This window comes from Acinetobacter sp. ANC_7654, assembly GCF_056779855.1.
In genome coordinates this window covers 124637-142634 of the sequence record NZ_JBWYIR010000009.1, presented here as the reverse complement: position 1 = coordinate 142634, position 17998 = coordinate 124637, and the positions used below count along the sequence as shown (strand labels likewise).

General features: G+C 39.7%; 17 protein-coding genes. All 17 read left to right on the top strand.

All coding sequences use genetic code 11. The annotated features are described in order from the left end of the window. The first annotated feature begins 250 nt into the window (after positions 1-250). The 17 genes from AC1M86_RS11010 (at position 251) to bamB (ending at position 17901) form a co-directional block, all read left to right on the top strand. Entirely contained in the window at positions 251-1978 is a 1728-nt protein-coding gene (locus tag AC1M86_RS11010) for an acetolactate synthase 3 large subunit (RefSeq protein WP_035265632.1), read from the top strand. Then, the gene (ilvN, locus tag AC1M86_RS11005) at positions 1975-2466 is read left to right on the top strand and encodes an acetolactate synthase small subunit (RefSeq protein ID WP_035265631.1); all 492 of its coding nucleotides are present in this window, start codon (positions 1975-1977) and stop codon (positions 2464-2466) included. The genes AC1M86_RS11010 and ilvN overlap by 4 nt, the downstream gene beginning before the upstream one ends. 104 nt (positions 2467-2570) lie before the next feature. Further along, positions 2571-3587, top strand: coding sequence for a ketol-acid reductoisomerase (gene ilvC / locus AC1M86_RS11000; protein ID WP_035265630.1), 1017 nt, complete (start codon positions 2571-2573; stop codon positions 3585-3587). A 57-nt stretch (positions 3588-3644) separates the two neighbouring features. Then, positions 3645-5000: a putative phage abortive infection protein gene (locus AC1M86_RS10995; protein ID WP_481607947.1), complete on the top strand. Its 1356-nt coding sequence runs from the start codon at positions 3645-3647 to the stop codon at positions 4998-5000. A gap of 381 nt (positions 5001-5381) precedes the next feature. After that, positions 5382-6338 carry an XAC2610-related protein gene (locus AC1M86_RS10990; RefSeq protein ID WP_481607946.1) on the top strand — a complete coding sequence of 319 codons (957 nt, stop codon included), beginning with the start codon at positions 5382-5384 and terminating at the stop codon, positions 6336-6338. A 109-nt stretch (positions 6339-6447) separates the two neighbouring features. Next, positions 6448-7725, top strand: coding sequence for a glycosyltransferase family 4 protein (locus AC1M86_RS10985; RefSeq protein WP_481607945.1), 1278 nt, complete (start codon positions 6448-6450; stop codon positions 7723-7725). Between the two features lie 156 nt (positions 7726-7881). Continuing rightward, positions 7882-9153 carry a glycosyltransferase family 4 protein gene (locus tag AC1M86_RS10980; RefSeq protein ID WP_481587149.1) on the top strand — a complete coding sequence of 424 codons (1272 nt, stop codon included), beginning with the start codon at positions 7882-7884 and terminating at the stop codon, positions 9151-9153. A 19-nt stretch (positions 9154-9172) separates the two neighbouring features. Continuing rightward, positions 9173-9724, top strand: coding sequence for a phosphatase PAP2 family protein (locus AC1M86_RS10975; RefSeq protein WP_481607944.1), 552 nt, complete (start codon positions 9173-9175; stop codon positions 9722-9724). A 111-nt stretch (positions 9725-9835) separates the two neighbouring features. Beyond that, positions 9836-10036, top strand: a complete 201-nt coding sequence (iscX, locus tag AC1M86_RS10970; RefSeq protein WP_035265625.1) for a Fe-S cluster assembly protein IscX — start codon at positions 9836-9838, stop codon at positions 10034-10036. A gap of 109 nt (positions 10037-10145) precedes the next feature. Next, the gene (ndk, locus tag AC1M86_RS10965) at positions 10146-10577 is read left to right on the top strand and encodes a nucleoside-diphosphate kinase (protein WP_035265623.1); all 432 of its coding nucleotides are present in this window, start codon (positions 10146-10148) and stop codon (positions 10575-10577) included. A 122-nt stretch (positions 10578-10699) separates the two neighbouring features. Beyond that, the gene (gene rlmN, locus AC1M86_RS10960; RefSeq protein ID WP_481607943.1) at positions 10700-11935 is read left to right on the top strand and encodes a dual-specificity RNA methyltransferase RlmN; all 1236 of its coding nucleotides are present in this window, start codon (positions 10700-10702) and stop codon (positions 11933-11935) included. 56 nt (positions 11936-11991) lie between these two features. Further along, positions 11992-12792 carry a type IV pilus biogenesis/stability protein PilW gene (gene pilW / locus AC1M86_RS10955; protein WP_179998933.1) on the top strand — a complete coding sequence of 267 codons (801 nt, stop codon included), beginning with the start codon at positions 11992-11994 and terminating at the stop codon, positions 12790-12792. Continuing rightward, entirely contained in the window at positions 12783-13583 is an 801-nt protein-coding gene (locus AC1M86_RS10950; protein ID WP_035265612.1) for a helix-turn-helix domain-containing protein, read from the top strand. The genes pilW and AC1M86_RS10950 overlap by 10 nt, the downstream gene beginning before the upstream one ends. Before the next feature lie 18 nt (positions 13584-13601). Further along, positions 13602-14723, top strand: coding sequence for a flavodoxin-dependent (E)-4-hydroxy-3-methylbut-2-enyl-diphosphate synthase (gene ispG / locus AC1M86_RS10945; RefSeq protein ID WP_092767631.1), 1122 nt, complete (start codon positions 13602-13604; stop codon positions 14721-14723). 3 nt (positions 14724-14726) lie between these two features. Next, a complete protein-coding gene (gene hisS, locus AC1M86_RS10940; RefSeq protein ID WP_481607942.1) occupies positions 14727-16022 on the top strand; it encodes a histidine--tRNA ligase in 1296 nt (431 codons plus the stop codon). Positions 16023-16051: 29 nt separating this feature from the next. Further along, positions 16052-16753 (top strand): YfgM family protein, encoded by a 702-nt coding sequence (locus AC1M86_RS10935; protein WP_481607941.1) that lies wholly within the window; start codon positions 16052-16054, stop codon positions 16751-16753. Beyond that, positions 16753-17901, top strand: a complete 1149-nt coding sequence (gene bamB / locus AC1M86_RS10930; RefSeq protein WP_481589256.1) for an outer membrane protein assembly factor BamB — start codon at positions 16753-16755, stop codon at positions 17899-17901. The genes AC1M86_RS10935 and bamB overlap by 1 nt, the downstream gene beginning before the upstream one ends. Positions 17902-17998 lie beyond the last annotated feature (97 nt).

Here is a 17998-nt window from a genome sequence, read left to right as displayed (position 1 = left end):
ATCACCCTTCGAATAAATATCATAGCTTGCAATAACGTTGTCTCTAAGCCGAGACAATGAAATAGCAGAAATATGTTTATCCCAACATGTTGAATATGCAGTCGCAACTCAAACGGTTGTGATCGAAAAATTTTATTATTGCAGCAAAAACGATGAAATATGTGTGCTATAACAGTGCATACAAACGAATGAATGAAACACGACTTATGTCTCCCATAACCGTCGTGGAAATAAGATTAGGGTGAATACGTTGGAACTTTTATCTGGTGGTGAAATGCTTGTTCGCGCATTGGCGGACGAAGGCGTTGAACATGTTTTTGGATATCCAGGCGGCGCAGTTTTACACATTTACGACGCGCTATTCAAACAAGACAAAATTAATCATTACCTCGTGCGTCATGAGCAAGCTGCTGGTCATATGGCAGATGCATACTCGCGCGTAACAGGTAAGACAGGTGTTGTACTGGTGACTTCGGGTCCAGGTGCGACTAACACTGTGACACCAATTGCGACAGCTTACATGGACTCAATCCCAATGGTGATTTTGTCTGGTCAGGTTGCAAGCCATTTGATTGGTGAAGATGCATTCCAAGAAACGGATATGGTTGGTATTTCTCGTCCAATCGTGAAACACAGTTTCCAAGTGCGTCATGCGAGTGAAATTCCAGCGGTTATTAAAAAAGCTTTCTATATCGCGTCATCAGGTCGTCCAGGTCCTGTGGTTGTTGATATTCCAAAAGATGCAACAAACCCTGCTGAAAAATTTGCATACGAATATCCTGAAAAAGTAAAAATGCGCTCTTACCAGCCGCCACATCGTGGTCATACTGGACAGATCCGCAAAGCTATTGATGAATTGATCAATGCTAAACGTCCTATTATTTATACGGGCGGTGGTGTTGTTCAAGGCAATGCATCACATTTATTGACTGAATTAGCGCATCTATTGGGTTATCCAGTAACCAATACATTGATGGGGCTAGGTGCATTCCCTGGTAATGATCCTCAATTTATTGGTATGTTGGGTATGCATGGGACATATGAAGCGAACATGACCATGGGTCACGCTGATGTGATTCTATGTGTTGGTGCGCGTTTCGATGACCGTGTAACCAATAATCCTGCAAAATTCTGTCCAAATGCGAAAGTGATTCACATTGATATCGATCCTGCGACGATTTCAAAAACAATCATGGCGCATATCCCAATCGTGGGTGCGGTAGAGCCAGTTCTTCAAGAAATGTTAGCGCAATTAAAACAGCTGAATATTTCTAAGCCAAATCCTGAAGCGATTGCGGATTGGTGGAAACAAATCAATGAGTGGCGTCAGGTTCATGGTTTGAAATATGAAAAACCAACTGACGGTACGATGAAACCTCAACAAGTTGTTCAAGCTTTAGATAAAGTAACGAACAGCCAAGCAATCATCACTTCTGACGTTGGTCAACATCAGATGTTTGGTGCGTTGTATTACAAATACACACGTCCACGTCAATGGATTAACTCAGGTGGCTTAGGCACGATGGGTGTTGGTCTTCCATATGCGATGGCGGCTAAGCTTGCATTCCCTGACCAACAAGTTGTTTGTATTACAGGTGAAGCATCCATTCAGATGTGTATCCAAGAGCTTTCAACATGTAAGCAATATGGCCTAAATGTTAAAATCTTGTGCTTAAACAACCGCGCTTTAGGTATGGTGAAACAATGGCAAGATATGAATTATGAAGGTCGTCACTCAAGTTCATATGTTGAGTCATTGCCTGACTTTGCGAAGTTGATGGAAGCTTACGGACATGTAGGTATTCAAATTGATCATGCCGATGAGCTTGAATCGAAGCTTGCAGAAGCAATGGCGATTAATGATAAATGTGTATTCATCAACGTGATGGTTGACCGTACTGAGCATGTTTATCCGATGTTAATCGCGGGTCAATCTATGACAGATATGTGGTTATCTAAAGGGGAGCGCACAGCATGAGACATATCATCTCTGTTCTCATTGAGAACGAATCTGGCGCGCTTTCACGTTTAGTGGGTTTGTTTTCACAACGTGGCTATAACATTGAAACTTTGAACGTTGCGCCGACAGAAGACCCAACAATGTCTCGTTTGACATTGACGACTTATGGTGATGATCACAAGATTGAGCAAATCACAAAACAACTCAACAAACTTGTTGAAGTGGTTAAGGTGGTTGACCTTTCTGAAGGTTCACACATTGAACGTGAATTGATGTTAATTAAAGTAAAAGCTTTGGGTTCTGCGCGTGCTGAAATTAAACGCACAGCAGATATCTTCCGCGGACAAATCGTGGATGTGACACCAACGACTTACACGATTCAAATCGCGGGTACAACTGAGAAAATTGATGGTTTTATTGATGCGTTGGCAGAAAATACCATTCTTGAAGTTGTACGTTCAGGTGTGTCTGGTATCGCACGTGGCGAAAAAGTTTTAACAATCTAATTTTTTATTAACAAATTCTTCCCTCCTCCGAGAGGAGGGGGTTGGCGAACCACATTAACATTCGCTAATCAAACGGAAGCCAAAGCATTTTAGCGGAGACAGCAATGCAAATTTTTTATGATAAAGACTGCGACTTATCTATCATCCAATCTAAGAAAGTAGCAATCATTGGTTACGGTTCACAAGGTCACGCTCACGCGCTTAACCTTAAAGATTCAGGCGTTGACGTAACTGTTGGTTTACGTGCTGGTTCTGCTTCTTGGAAAAAAGCTGAAAATTCTGGTCTTAAAGTTGCTGAAGTTCCTGCTGCTGTAGCTCAAGCTGACGTAGTAATGATCTTGACTCCAGATGAATTCCAAGCTCAACTTTACCGTGACGTAATTGAGCCAAACATCAAGCAAGGTGCTACTCTTGCATTTGCTCATGGTTTCTCTGTTCTTTATAACCAAGTTGTTCCACGTGCTGACTTAGACGTAATCATGGTTGCTCCAAAAGCACCTGGTCACACTGTACGTTCTGAATATCAACGTGGTTCAGGTGTTCCTGATCTTATCGCGATTCACCAAGATGCTTCTGGTAATGCACGTAACCTTGCGCTTTCTTACGCTTCAGGTGTTGGTGGCGGTCGTACAGGTATTATCGAAACTTCATTCCGTGAAGAAACTGAAACTGACCTTTTCGGTGAGCAAGCAGTTCTTTGTGGTGGTGCTGTTGAATTGGTTAAAATGGGCTTCGAAACTCTTGTTGAAGCTGGTTATGCGCCAGAAATGGCTTACTTCGAATGTCTACACGAACTTAAATTGATCGTTGACTTAATGTTCGAAGGCGGTATCGCGGACATGAACTACTCTGTATCTAACAATGCTGAGTACGGTGAATATGTAACTGGCGTTGAAGTAATCAACGAACAGTCTCGTGAAGCGATGCGTAATGCGCTTAAACGTATTCAATCTGGTGAATATGCGAAGATGTTCATCCAAGAAGGTGCGTTGAACTACCCATCTATGACTGCTCGTCGTCGTCAAAACGCGGCTCACGGTATCGAAGTAACTGGTGCTAAATTGCGTGCGATGATGCCTTGGATTCAAGCAAACAAAATCGTTGATAAAGAGAAAAACTAATTTTCTTATCTAGCTGATTTTATGCTATAAAAAACCCTGCGAAAGCGGGGTTTTTTTATGAGATATTTTTACCTTTTAGCATTCGGGGTTTTTATAATTGCACTTTATTTTTTGAATGATTATTTAAAAATTATAAAAAAAGGGCAATCTAAATATTTAGATTTTCTTTTAGCTCTATTGGCTATTAGTTTTACAGCATTAGTAATTTTTTGGTTTTTTCAAAATATTCCAAATCCTTTCGACTTTTCTGATTTGGGGCAAGATGAGACAAAACGCTCAGCATTAGGTGCACTTGGTGATTACTTTGGAGGTCTGCTTAATCCTGTATTTGCTTTCTTAAGTTTTATGGGTGTTCTTTGGACTTTGAAAATGAGCCGAGAAGAACTTACTGAGACTAGAAAAGTGATGGATGGACAGTTAAGTACACAATTGAGGCAGCAATTTGATAGTAGCTTTTATGAGTTATTTTCACAGTTGAATAAGCTACAAGATCAATTGCTTATTGAGAGAGAGCGAGAAATTCTAACTATTCTAAAAAATGCAAACAGTTTAGAGGGTGCTAGGGCGACTATATTAAGAGATAGATTGATTAGTCGTTATTTTATGTTGCTGTATCAGATACTAAAAATGATAAATCAAAAAATAGATAGTTTCCCAAGTCGGTATGATCCAAATAGTAATGCTTGGAAAGAAGAAAAAGAAATTGATAAAAAATTCTATACGAACCTTATGCGAAGTCAGCAGGATATTAAAATACTTCAGTTGTTGTTTATCAATTGTTATAAAGATTTCTCCGAATACAAAAAATATCTGAAAGATGCTGAGTTCTTTGAGCATATGAGTTTTTTTGATTTAAAAAAGTCTTCTTATAATTTTAAGCTACTGTTAACTATAAAGTTTTATGTAAATGAAATTGAGTTGGTTAAAGAGTCAATCGACTACTTTGGTAAAAGTAGCTACATTAAGCTTTTGAGAGAAACTATGTTAAGGAAGGCATTATTTTCCTCAGAGATAAAAGATATAGATAAACTTTCATATAAGACTGCGTATTTAAAATTAATTGAATTTATATTTGAGAAAAGTAAGCAAAGACAGATTAATAATGGAGAAAATTATATAAGATTTCAATCTTGCAGGTTTGAATCGGATCGGATTAACCTTCTAGTTAATTCAGGAATAAAGCAAGATGATTATTATTTTAAAGGAGGGCAGTATTTTTTTGAACTTGCTAATGCTGCTATTAAACAGGATTTTATATTAGAGATATTTCTAAAATCGATTGATGTTAACGATCCGGAAGGTATAAAACAAATTAAGATGAATTATATTGCAAATGCTGTGCAAGTAGATATTGAGAAAAATGATGGTTCATCTATTATCAATTTGTATAACTATAATACCGCTAAATTGTAGGAAAGGTTCTATAGGTTCAAAAGTAAATTTCAATTTAAATTAACTACTCTAGCCTGAAGGTGTGACATAAAAGTTTGAGTTTTTATGCATCCCTTCTTCATAATTCTTATATACACTTTTTTCGTTTCTTACTTATATTGCTAAATTAATTTTAATAATCTCAAGATATTGATAATAAGTCACCAATATTTTAGGAACTTTGAATTCTGAGACTTGCCTTTTTGTAATGCATTGAAAAAAAAGACGACAGGCATGATAAAAATAGTCATTAAAAAGTAACTCAATGACAGGTAGATTAAGTTGCAGTCGACAGAGGCTTAGCTAAACACAATAATCAGTATCTAACAAGAACACTTAATAACTCAAGGATTGAGGTTGGGAATGAAATTAACGTTTGTATGTTACTTATTGGCGATCTTGCCAATCTGTGGATGGGCGCAACAAACAACTGATATTGAGCAAAAAACGCCAAATAGTGATGCTGAGCTTGTCTTAGATAATGTTCGCATATCAATGCAGCGATTATTGAGGTCAACAGACAACGAATATTTTTTGAGTCTTTATATGGATGTGCTTCATCCAAATGCAACGCTTACTTCCTTCAAAGACAACGTCACTATCCAATTAAAAGGGGAGCAAAAAGGCGATCAAGTTCTTTTTAAAGCAGAACAACCGAGTGATGATTCAAATGCAATTCAAGAGTTGAAAGGACAGCTTAACTATAAAACGAATGTATTTAAATCTACATTGGTCAATCATGCGGGTGTGATTCGAATAAAGAAATTCGAGCCTGCTTTTAAAGTAAAAAATATGCCTGATGTGAGTTTTAATTTCTATGGCATATCTAAAGCTAACTATCCTTTCAAACGATTTATGACACGTATCGAGGTGTTTGACAAAGCCAATCAAAAAAGCATGCAAATACTTGAAGGCTTTCAAGCGTTTCCCAATAGTATTGGTTATATGGATGTGAATTTTGATGGTTACTATGATGTAGTGCTCTCTGATCTGTCAGAGGATAAAACGCTTCAAGATCGTCGTTTTATTTACTGGATTTATGATTCTGTTCAACAAAAATTTAACCGTGCAGAGCAGTACGAGCAAATCGTTGGATTTCCACTGTTACATGGTGATAAACAGCACATCGATTTTTCTAATGGACAGGTTTATACAATTGTTGAAGGCAGTTTGAAACCAGTTGCAGTTAACGCTGAACAAGAAACTAAACAATTAGAAGATCGGACATCATCAGAATCCTCTGTAGCACTTCAAGGAGAAAACTTGGAAAAACGGATTGAAGAACCACCAGTGAACTCTGGTCAAGAGCAAGAGCCTTAAAAATGTGAAAATTTGAATGAGCCTTATGACAAGGTTGTCATGAAACCATCATCATATTGAAATTATGTTCTTTTAAATTTTAGGAATAACATTAATAAAAGGTGTGATGATGGCACTCCTAAACATGCAAGTAATAAAACAAAAAAAACTCTTTGAATTATTGGATATCAAAAAAAATACGTCATTTGAGGATTTTATTCTTCTCCCTGATGCTGATCAGCCTAAACGACATCCTCAATTAAAAATTGCCATTGTGACTGAGACATGGTCACCAGAGATTAATGGTGTTGCAAACTCGCTGATGAATTTATGTCTGGGTTTGCAGAAGCGAGGTCATCAAATTTTGTTGATACGTCCTCAACCCAAAGTGAAATGTAAACGGTTTAAACCTGATGCAGAGTGTTGGGTGCATGCTCAGGCAATTCCGAAATATCCCACCTTACAGTTTGGTTGGCCACAGTTTTCTAAAATCTCAAAAGCGGTTGAGGTATTTCAGCCAGATGTTGTGCATATTGTGACAGAGGGACCATTGGGATTTGCGAGTCTAATGGTAGCTAAATCTCAGAATATTCCTGTTTCAAGTGGTTTTCACTCTGCCTTTCAAGAGTTTAGTCGATACTTTGAGTTTCCTTTTCTCGTTAAACCTATCTCAAAATATTTAACATGGTTTCACAATAAGACAGACGTGACTTGTGTGCCAAGTTTAGATACACAGCATGCTTTAAAACAAATGGGAGTAAGCGGTGAGTTAAGGGTGGTGGGGAGAGGTGTTGATACCCAATTATTTAATCCGAATAAAAGATCGGAGTTGCTCAGAGAGCAATGGAATGCAAATGAGCATACACGAGTGCTGATTTCCGTTGGTCGGTTGTCACCTGAAAAAGAAGTAGACCAGATTATTCGGACTTTTTTGAAAAAGAAAGGTGAGGTTGATCATTATACTAAATTGGTCATTGTCGGAGATGGGCCAGATCGAGTAAGGCTTGAAGCCCTTGCGAATCATCACCCTGATATTATTTTTATGGGAAGTTTGACTGGTGATGATTTGGCATGTGCATATGCCAGTGCAGATGTGTTTATTTTTCCAAGTCAAGTTGAAACCTTTGGAAATGTCGCGCTTGAAGCATTGGCAAGTGGCTTGCCTGTGGTGGCTTATGATTATGCATGTGCCAAACTGCATGTTGTGCACAATGAAACGGGATGGTTGATCGCTCTCGGTGATGTAGAAATGTTCGAACGAGCAATGACAGCAACATTGAATCAACCCGATTTAAAAATAATGGGTGAGAAGGCGCATCTTGCAGTTGCTGCAATAGGATGGTTGAAACCTGTTATTGATTTTGAGCAAGCATTATTTTTTGCTGCGCATCGTACTTTATTTCACTAAATTATTCTGAATTCGTAGTTTCTTGTCGGGTGTTTTGAGGGTGGTCGGTGAATCAGTCATCTATTCTAATTATGACAAGTATTTAATGAAATCATCATCATAATGAAATGATCCATCTCTAAAGTAAAAGTATGAAAAAAATACAAAAGAGGTGTGATGATGGGAATCATGGACACTGTATTGCCTAGATCGACAACGCAATATGATCACCAGAGGCTAAAAATTAAAAATCAAAACTCCGATCGGGATGTATCGGTGCTTGAGCAATTGGGGCGATCTAGATTAAAAATAGCTGTCGTTACGGAGACATGGCCGCCAGAACTGAATGGTGTTTCATTGTCTTTACTACAGATTTGCAAAGGTCTACAGAAACTTGGTCACAAAATTCTATTGGTACGACCTTCACAAAAACAAATATGTTCGGAATTTTCACCGAACCGTGAGTGTTTGGTGAATGGTCAAACCATTCCGAAGTATGCCCATATGCAATTTGGCTGGCCACAGTATGGCAAAGTGGCTAAAGCATTTGATGAATTTCAACCAGATTTGGTGCATATCGTGACGGAAGGACCATTAGGTTTAGCGGTACTTCAGCTCTCAAAAAACAAAAAGATTCCTGTGAGTAGTGGTTTTCATTCTGCTTTTCATGACTTTAGTCGGTTTTATGATCTTGCTTTTATGGTCAAGCCGATTCAGCACTATCTCAAATGGTTTCATAACAATACGCAATTGACCTGTGTGCCAAGTCAGGACTCGGCTGATGCGATACGTAACTTTGGTGTTACATGTCAAGTTGAAGTGATTAAAACTGGGGTGGATGTTGAAAAGTTTTCACCTACTTTTCGAAGTGTGCAACTCAGACGACAATGGGATGCTTGTGAAAATACAACTGTGCTACTTTATGTTGGTCGTGTTTCACCTGAAAAAGAAATTCAGGTGTTAATTGATGCCTATTTAAAACTTAAAACACAAACAACGCGCAGATTTAAGTTGGTCATCGTGGGGGATGGGCCCGATTATTCGCGTTTGGTTCGTCAAAGCAAACATACCGATATCATCTTTACTGGAAGCTTAAGTGGTACAAATCTTGCTGAATCTTTTGCAAGCGCAGATGTATTTGTTTTTGCCAGTCAAGTAGAGACATTTGGCAATGTCGTGCTTGAAGCGATGGCGAGTGCATTGCCTGTCGTTGCTTATGATTATGCTTGTGCTAAGCAGTATTTAGATGCGGAAACAGCATGGTTAGCACCTTTGGGTGAGCCTGCAACCTTGATTCAATATATTGTTAATCTGCCCCAAAACAAACGCTTGCATGCAATGGGGATGCAAGCAATGAAAAAAGTACAACAAGTCGGATGGCAACATCCAGTTCAACAACTCGAACATGCATTTTATCGTGTCGTGCAGCAGAAAACGCTCATGGCTTGAAGGATAGGAGTAGAGTGAAATGAATTTTAAAAATACCAAAATAAAAATACTCGATCTTGATCTAAGAGGATGTCTCTATTTCAATAATCTATCGCATACACAAAGTATTGCACTCATATTTAAAATTATTAGTCGGCTCGGAGATGGAGTTTTTTGGTACATGATGGTGGCGTTGGTGTGGCTGCTGCAAGGACCGCAATACACTATTCAAATTTTATATATTGTTGTTGCTGCTTCGTTAGGTACGCTGATTTATAAAATTTTAAAAACAAAAACAGTACGTCCACGACCATACCAAGTTCACCAAGTTATTCATATCGGCGAAAGACCACTAGATCATTTTAGTTTTCCATCTGGTCATACATTGCATGCAGTAATGGCAACAATCGTATTGGGTTATGTAGAGCCTGTCTTGCTGATTATGATGATGCCATTTACCATTTTGGTTGCGTTGTCGCGCATGGTATTGGGATTGCATTACCCAACTGATGTTTTAGTTGGTGCCTTAATTGGGGCGACGGTTGCGAGTGGTATTATCTTGGCTGCTCCAGCATTGAATATCATATTGTGAGGGTAAGTTGATTGCATGGTAAGGCGTACAAAAGCAATATAATTGTACGTCTTGATTTGCTTTTTGCTAAAATTAAGCCATGAATTTACCAAAGATGATTTAGGAATAAGTATGGGTTTACGTTGGACAGACACCCTTGATATCGCAATTGAACTGTATGAAGCCCATCCAGATGTAGATCCACAATGGATCCGTTTTACTGATCTTCATGCATGGGTTTGTGCGCTTCCAGAGTTCGAAGATGATCCAAACAAATCAACAGAAGGATTGTTAGAAGCAATTCAAATGGCTTGGATTGACGAAGCTCGATAATTCATCGATCGAAAAAAACCATTTTTTTACACGCGAAAAGCAGATAATCGCGCATTATTCGGTATAATGCGCCAAAATTTTCATGTCAATTTGACTAAAGGAGCCAATCATGGCTATTGAACGTACTTTATCTATCGTTAAACCAGATGCAGTTGCTAAAAACCACATCGGTGACATTTTTGCTCGTTTCGAAAAAGCTGGTCTTAAAATCGTTGCGACTAAAATGAAACATTTAACTCAAGCTGAAGCTGAAGGCTTCTATGCTGAGCACAAAGAACGTGGTTTCTTTGCTGACCTCGTTGCGTTCATGACTTCTGGTCCAGTTGTTGTATCAGTTCTTGAAGGTGAAAACGCAGTTCTTGCTCACCGTGACATCCTTGGCGCTACTAACCCTAAAGAAGCTGCTCCAGGTACAATCCGCGCTGACTTCGCTGTAAGCATCGACGAAAACGCTGCTCACGGTTCTGACTCTGTAGCATCTGCTGATCGTGAAGTTAACTACTTCTTCGCTCAAACTGAGATCGCTCCACGTACTCGTTAATTCGCAGTATTCAAACCAGATAAGTGCTATACTGCTTATCTGGTTTTTTTATTTCTGAAAGATTTTATTGCTTGAAAATTGAGCATGTTCTTTTATCCCACATTATGGTTTAGGTAATACTCATGAATTCTGAAGTTGTCGCTTCATCCGTCAATTTAGATGAACAACAGCCCACTACTGTTCAAGTACAGCAGGCTGATACTGTACAGAAAGTGAATTTACTTGGCCTGTCACGTCCGCAAATGGAAAAATTCTTTGAGGAAATGGGGGAGAAAAAGTTCCGTGCGGGTCAGGTGATGAAATGGATTCATCAGTTCTTCGTTACTGATTTTGCTGAAATGACTAATATTTCAGGGAAATTACGTGAAAAACTTGAAAAGATTTGTGAAATTAAAGCACCAGAAGTCGTGCTTAAAAACTATTCTAAAGATGGAACACGTAAGTGGGTATTTCGTGTAGGTGATGGTGCGGGTTCTTTGGTTGAAACAGTATTGATTCCTGCTGAGGATAAAACGGGTTCGCGTAAAACCTTATGTATTTCATCACAAGTCGGTTGTGCTTTGGACTGTTCGTTCTGTTCAACAGGAAAACAAGGTTTCCAACGCGATTTAACACAGGCTGAAATTATTGGTCAGTTGTGGATGGCGAACTATTCCTATATGGAAGATGTGCCAGTTGCTGAGCGTGAGCGCTCTGTGACCAACGTGGTAATGATGGGTATGGGCGAACCATTATTGAACTATGACGCTGTGCTTAATTCAATGCGTATCATGCTTGATGATTTCGCCTATGGAATGTCTAAACGCCGTGTCACATTGTCAACGTCAGGGGTTGTGCCGAAGATAGATCAATTGGCTCAAGACATCGATGTTGCGCTTGCAATTTCATTGCATGCAACCAATGATGAGTTACGTAACGAATTAGTACCAATTAATAAAAAATATCCCTTAGAGCAACTCATTGCAGCGTGTCAGCGTTACATCACTAAAGATGGTAATGAAAGTGCACGTAAGCATGTCACAATTGAATATGTCATGTTAGACGGGGTCAACGATCATCCTGAACATGCACAGCAGATGATTAAGTTGTTGAAAAATTTACCAAGTAAAATTAACTTGATTCCATTTAATCCATTCCCACATGCACCATACGGGCGTTCGAGCCGAAATCGCATCATTTCTTTCCAAAAAACTTTGTCTGATGCTGGTTTTGTGTGTACGATTCGTCAGACACGTGGGGATGATATTGACGCAGCTTGTGGTCAATTGGTAGGTCAAGTGGCTGACCGTACTCGTCGTGCAGAACAATGGAAGAAAAAAGTGCTAGAACGTAATGAAATTATGCGTTCACAAGGCTAGTTGTATCATTTAGATGTGAATGATTAAAAAGAGGGAGGCATCATTTGAGCAAGCCGATGTATAAAAAAATAGTCATGACGATGACAGTCGCTTTATCTGGATTGCTTTTCTTTGGATGCCAAACTACCAGTGGCGATACGAGCAAAAAGGATCCTGAGAAATCAGTGAAAGTTCGTACCCAAATGGCGGCTGAATATATTCGGAATGGGAATTTAGATGCTGCCAAACGTGTGCTTGATCAGGCATTAGAGGTTAATTCGCGCGATTCAACTGCAAATATGATGATGGGGGTGTTGCTTCAGCAAGAAGGAAGTGACATCAACATGCAACGTGCAGATCATTATTTTTCTCGTGCGATATCAATTGATCCTAAAAATGCGCAAGCACGTAACAACTATGGTACGTATTTGTATCAAGTGAAACGATATAATGATGCTGTTAAACAGCTTTCAATTGCAGGCGCAACGCTTGGATATGACCAACGTCATCGTGCGTTAGAAAACCTTGGACGGATTTATCTCATTCTAGGGGATATACCGAATGCTGAAAAAACGTTCAAACAAGCACTGCAAGTCAATCGTGACTCGACTGTTTCAATGATAGAGTTAGCAGAGATATTTTATCTGCAAAAGAATAATATTGCCGCGCGTCAGCTATATGAGCAATTTGTACTCAAAGTTGGCCAGCAAAATCAAGGTGCGCGAGCACTCTGGATTGGTTTACGTATCGCACGTGCCAATGGTGATAGAACGGGAATGTATGTGCTGGTGAATCAGTTGCGTACTTTATTTCCAAATAGTCAAGAATTTCAACGTTATTTGCAATTACAGTTCAATACTGAGGCCGTATGGAAGTAAATCCTAATTCACAGCAACCTACTGGTTCAAACGTAGCACCTAATGCTTTAGGAAATATTCAACGCCCTGGCGAGTATTTGCGTCAAATCCGTATTTCTCAACAACGTGATCTGGTCAAAGTTGCTGGTGATTTGAAAATGCCAGTAAAAACGCTTGAAGCGTTAGAGCAAGACGAATACAAATCGTTGCCAGAAGCGACTTTCATTAAGGGATATTATCGTTCGTATGCGAAGTATCTCAAAGTTGATGCCTCTGCTTTGATTCAACGTTTTGATGAAATCTATCAAAATGATACAGGTTTACTGCCAAATCATGCTTTGAACAATTCTCCAATTAAAATTATGGGGAAACTTCCTGGCTCGAAAAGCGTACGTAATCGCAAGTGGATTAAACGCATCGTGATTGCGTTAATTATTTTGGGCGTGGCTTGGCTATTAATCTCCGCAATCCAAAAATGGGCGGCTAAAGGTGATTCGTCAAACACTGATACGAATCAATCCAACAATGTCCAAATTCTGACCTTAAACAATGGTACAGGCACGACTGAAGCAGTATCAGGCGATACGATGAATCTCAGTTTTAGCCGCCCTACATCAGTACACATTGTGGACAGTACGGGTAAAGTTTTAGCAACTGGACGCCAATCAACTGCGATTAGTTTGAATGGACAGTCTCCATTCCAAATTCGATTAGATGATGCTCAAGCAGTTTCATTAAGTTTAAATAATGAAAATATTTCATTGTCACCATATACCGTAAACGGAAAAGCTGAATTCCGTTTATCACGTTAATGGGTTAAAGGTAAAACGATGATCGAGAATCCGATTCGACGCAAACCAACACGTAAAATTCGCGTAGGTTCTGTGTATGTGGGTGGCGATGCGCCAATCAGTATTCAAAGCATGACCAATACTGAAACGTGTGATGTAGCTGCAACAGTTGCACAAATTCAACGTTGTGTGGATGCTGGCGCAGATATTATGCGTGTGTCTGTACCGAGTATGGAAGCCGCTGCTGCTTTTGGAGAAATCCGTAAACAAGTGCAAGTTCCACTCGTTGCCGATATCCATTTTGACTATAAAATTGCTTTGGCTGTTGCAGATTTGGGTGCAGATTGTCTGCGTATCAACCCAGGGAATATCGGTTCAGAAGCAAAAATTCGCGAAGTGGTTGCTGCGGCTCGTCACAACGATATTTCAATGCGAATTGGTGTCAATGCAGGCTCTCTCGAAAAAGATATTCAAAAGAAATATGGTGAGCCAACAGGTCAAGCTTTGCTTGAGTCAGCAATGCGTCATATTGATATTTTAGATCGTTTGGATTTCCAAGAGTTTAAAGTGTCAGTGAAAGCATCGAATGTCTTTTTGACGATGGATGCTTATCGTTTGTTGTCACAACAAATTGACAATCCTTTACATTTAGGAGTGACTGAAGCTGGAATTTACCGTACTGGTTCGGTGAAGTCGGCAATTGCACTGGGCGGATTGTTAATGGAAGGCATTGGCGACACCATGCGAATTTCATTAGCAGCGGAACCTGAGGAAGAAATCAAAATTGGTTTTGATATTCTTAAATCTTTGGGCTTACGTTCAAATGGTATTAACTTTATTGCTTGCCCAAGTTGTTCACGTCAAGAATTTAATGTCATCAAAGTGATGCAAATGCTTGAAGAGCGTTTGGAAGATGTACGTACTCCAATGGATGTTTCTGTCATCGGGTGTAAAGTCAACGGTCCTGGTGAAGCTAAAGAAGCTGATATTGGTGTGGTGGGTGCAAGTCCACGTTCACTGGTGTATCGTAATGGTGAAAAGAGTCATTTAATTGACACAAATCAATTAGTTGACGAAATCGAAAATATGGTTCGTCAACGTGTTAACGAGCTTGAAAAAGCTAAATCAAAAGAGATTATTCGCACAGGTTTTTCTGAGTAGATCATGAGTTCAATCGTCGCAATCAAAGGTTTTAATGACATTCTCCCAACGCAAACCCCAGCTTGGAGACGTCTTGAACAGCATCTGTCTGGTTTGATGGATGCCTATGGCTATCAACAAATTCGTTTGCCGATGGTTGAACAGACAAACTTGTTCAAGCGTTCTATTGGTGATGCAACGGATATCGTTGAAAAAGAGATGTATACGTTTTTAGATAAAGGTAATCCTCCTGAGTCTTTGACTTTACGTCCTGAAGGTACTGCGGGTTGTGTACGTGCTATGCTCGAACATAATTTGCTTCGTGGTGCGACACCGCGTGTTTGGTATATTGGACCGATGTTCCGTTATGAAAAACCGCAAAAAGGTCGTTACCGTCAATTCCATCAATTTGGTGTGGAAACGTTTGGTGTTGCAACTCCTGATCAAGATGCTGAACTGATTTTGATGACTGCGCGTCTGTGGAAACGGATGGGTATTGCGGACAAAGTTCAATTAGAGCTCAATACTTTAGGTGAGTCAGATGAGCGTGCAGCTTATCGCGCAGCCTTGGTTGAGTTTTTAGAATCACATAAGTCAGATTTAGATGAAGATTCGCAGCGTCGTTTAACGACGAATCCACTGCGTATTTTGGACTCTAAAGATGCAAAAACTCAAAGCATTTTAGAAAATGCGCCTAAACTTCATGACTTTATGGGTGAAGAGACGCTGGCACATTTCCAACAATTAAAGCAATATCTAACCGATGCAGGTATTTCATTTGTCATTAACCAAAAGTTGGTTCGTGGCTTGGATTACTATAATAAAACTGTATTTGAATGGACGACGACACATCTCGGTTCACAGGGTACGGTTTGTGCTGGTGGTCGTTATGATGGTTTAGTGGGTCAGTTAAAAGGTAAACCAGATCAATCGGTTCCTGCGGTTGGTTTTGCAATGGGTATTGAGCGTTTGTTGCTTCTTTTAGAACAAGTAGAAGACAATACACCAGTACGTGATTGTGAAGTATTTTTACTTGCAGATCCTGCGATGCAAGGTAAAGCTTTAGTTTTGGCTGAGCAAATTCGAGATCAATTTGAAGCTGCAAGCAGTTCAGTGCGTCTGAAAGTCGGCTCTCAAGGCTCGATGAAAAGTCAAATGAAAAAAGCGGATCAGTCTGGTGCAATTTATGCCTTAATCTTTGGTGAGCGTGAAGCTGAGGCGCAACAACTTTCAGTCAAAGAGTTAGCTACAGCAGAGCAGACACAAGTAGCGGTCAATGACATTGTGCCGTTCATCATTGATAAACTATCTTCAAAATAAATTTAAGAACATAAGGAAAGGGCGATCATATGAGCGCAATGACTGACGAAGAACAACTGCATACAGCAAAGTCGTTTTTTAAGAAATATGGATCGGCGTTGATTACGCTGATTCTTCTTGCCCTGATCGCCTTTTTCGGATGGGAATATTGGAAGAAGAAAAACGTAGCAGAAGATCAAATAAAGACTGCTAAAGTACAGCTCTTAGTTGATGAAGCGAAAGCTGCAACAACTGATCCTAAAGTAGCGACTGCTTTGGATGGAACTGCTGAAAAAATTGTAAAAGAAAATCCTGATTCGATTCATGCGGTTCAAACGCAATTTGTAATGGCAAAATTGGCTTATGAGCAAGAGAATTATGCTAAAGCTGAACGTGAATTGAAAAAAATTGAAAATGCTCAAATCAAAGATGAAGGTTTACAACACATCATTAAGCTTCGTTTAGCAGATGCTCAACTGGCACAAAAAAAATATGATGAGGCTTTAAAAACACTGTCTGGGTTAAATTTGCCCGCTTTCAAAACAACTGTAGATGAAGCACGTGGCGATATTTATATTGCTAAGAATGATATTGAAAATGCGAAAAAAGCTTATCAGAGCGCATGGGATAACTTAATTGCAACTAAACAAGAACGCCAAATCTTACAAATTAAACTCGAAAGTGTTGGCATATTAGTAGATGATCCTGAAATTGAGCGCCCAATTTTAGATATACAAACGGATGAGTCTTAATGGATAGAAAGTATAAAATTTCTTTTGTTCTAGCGACATTGTCGTGTGCACTAATGGCGTGTACAAGCAATACGGTGAAAGAAGAAAAGGTGAAACCTAATCCGTTGCCTAAAATTCAGCAATCGGTGAGCTTAGCACCTATTTTTTCACATAATGTTTCAGCGACGGATACTGCTGATCCATTGCGTTTGAGAATGGCGAATGATCAAGGTGTTTTATACTTTTTAGATCCTAAGGGACAGGTTTCTGCATATCAAGGTAAGCAGCGTGTCTGGGAAAAACAAGTTACCAAGCTTGGTTTAAGTTCAGGTGTTGAAGCGGCCAATGGGTTAGTGATCGTCGGCAACAAGAAAGGTCAACTGTTTGCTCTCGATCAAAAAACGGGTGATATCCGTTGGACTGCGCAATTAAGTGGTGCAATTTTGAGTGCGGCGCTTATTCAGACTGGTCGAGTGATCGTTGTTGCAAATGACGGTACGGTGTTTGGTCTGGATGAAAAAACAGGTCAACAAGTGTGGACCTATCGTATGCCAAACGAACAATTGAGCTTACGCGGTCAAGCTTCACCTGTGCGCTTAGACCCACGAACAGTGTTAGTGGCCTCGTCAAATGCATACGTGTACGCAATTGATAGTCTCACGGGAACTTTGCGTATGCAAAGACGTGTGGCAGTCAGCGATGGTCGTTCTGATATACAGCGTTTAGTTGATGTGGATGCAGATCCAATCGTTGCAGGACAATTGGTTGTAACCACTAGCTATCAAGGCCAAGTCACTGTACTAGATCTAGTTTCGCAACGTGTGATTTGGAGTGAAGATGCAAGCAGTATTAACCGTGCTGAAGTTGCAGGTCGCCAAGTCTTCGTCACGCAAACAGATGGTAAAATTGTATCGTTTGATCTGGTGACGGGTCAGCCGTTATGGACTAATGATCAATTGCTTAACCGTCAATTAAGCAACCCCGTAATGTTGGGTCAGTATTTAGTGGTAGGTGATTATGAGGGGGTACTCCACCTTGTAGATCCTAAAAATGGTCAACTTGTTGGTCGCGAAAAAACGCGTGGTGAAGTACGTTCGTTGCGTGTAGTGAACAATCAGCTTTACTCAGTGACACGTACAGGCGCACTTACAATTTGGCAGAATCGTTAATTTTTTCTCTGCTTATGGTAAACTAGTCGCTGAATACATATTTTAAGTTCGGGGTGTTGAATTTTCAGACCCCGACATTTTTATTTTTAAGTAGATG

Bases quoted from the DNA above. Each gene is read 5' to 3' on its own strand.
- ilvN (WP_035265631.1), top strand. From the start codon at position 1,975: ATGAGACATATCATCTCTGTTCTCATTGAGAACGAATCTGGCGCGCTT.
- ilvC (WP_035265630.1), top strand. From the start codon at position 2,571: ATGCAAATTTTTTATGATAAAGACTGCGACTTATCTATCATCCAATCT.
- AC1M86_RS10995 (WP_481607947.1), top strand. From the start codon at position 3,645: ATGAGATATTTTTACCTTTTAGCATTCGGGGTTTTTATAATTGCACTT.
- AC1M86_RS10990 (WP_481607946.1), top strand. From the start codon at position 5,382: ATGAAATTAACGTTTGTATGTTACTTATTGGCGATCTTGCCAATCTGT.
- AC1M86_RS10985 (WP_481607945.1), top strand. From the start codon at position 6,448: ATGGCACTCCTAAACATGCAAGTAATAAAACAAAAAAAACTCTTTGAA.
- AC1M86_RS10980 (WP_481587149.1), top strand. From the start codon at position 7,882: ATGATGGGAATCATGGACACTGTATTGCCTAGATCGACAACGCAATAT.
- AC1M86_RS10975 (WP_481607944.1), top strand. From the start codon at position 9,173: ATGAATTTTAAAAATACCAAAATAAAAATACTCGATCTTGATCTAAGA.
- iscX (WP_035265625.1), top strand. From the start codon at position 9,836: ATGGGTTTACGTTGGACAGACACCCTTGATATCGCAATTGAACTGTAT.
- ndk (WP_035265623.1), top strand. From the start codon at position 10,146: ATGGCTATTGAACGTACTTTATCTATCGTTAAACCAGATGCAGTTGCT.
- rlmN (WP_481607943.1), top strand. From the start codon at position 10,700: ATGAATTCTGAAGTTGTCGCTTCATCCGTCAATTTAGATGAACAACAG.
- pilW (WP_179998933.1), top strand. From the start codon at position 11,992: ATGTATAAAAAAATAGTCATGACGATGACAGTCGCTTTATCTGGATTG.
- AC1M86_RS10950 (WP_035265612.1), top strand. From the start codon at position 12,783: ATGGAAGTAAATCCTAATTCACAGCAACCTACTGGTTCAAACGTAGCA.
- ispG (WP_092767631.1), top strand. From the start codon at position 13,602: ATGATCGAGAATCCGATTCGACGCAAACCAACACGTAAAATTCGCGTA.
- hisS (WP_481607942.1), top strand. From the start codon at position 14,727: ATGAGTTCAATCGTCGCAATCAAAGGTTTTAATGACATTCTCCCAACG.
- AC1M86_RS10935 (WP_481607941.1), top strand. From the start codon at position 16,052: ATGAGCGCAATGACTGACGAAGAACAACTGCATACAGCAAAGTCGTTT.
- bamB (WP_481589256.1), top strand. From the start codon at position 16,753: ATGGATAGAAAGTATAAAATTTCTTTTGTTCTAGCGACATTGTCGTGT.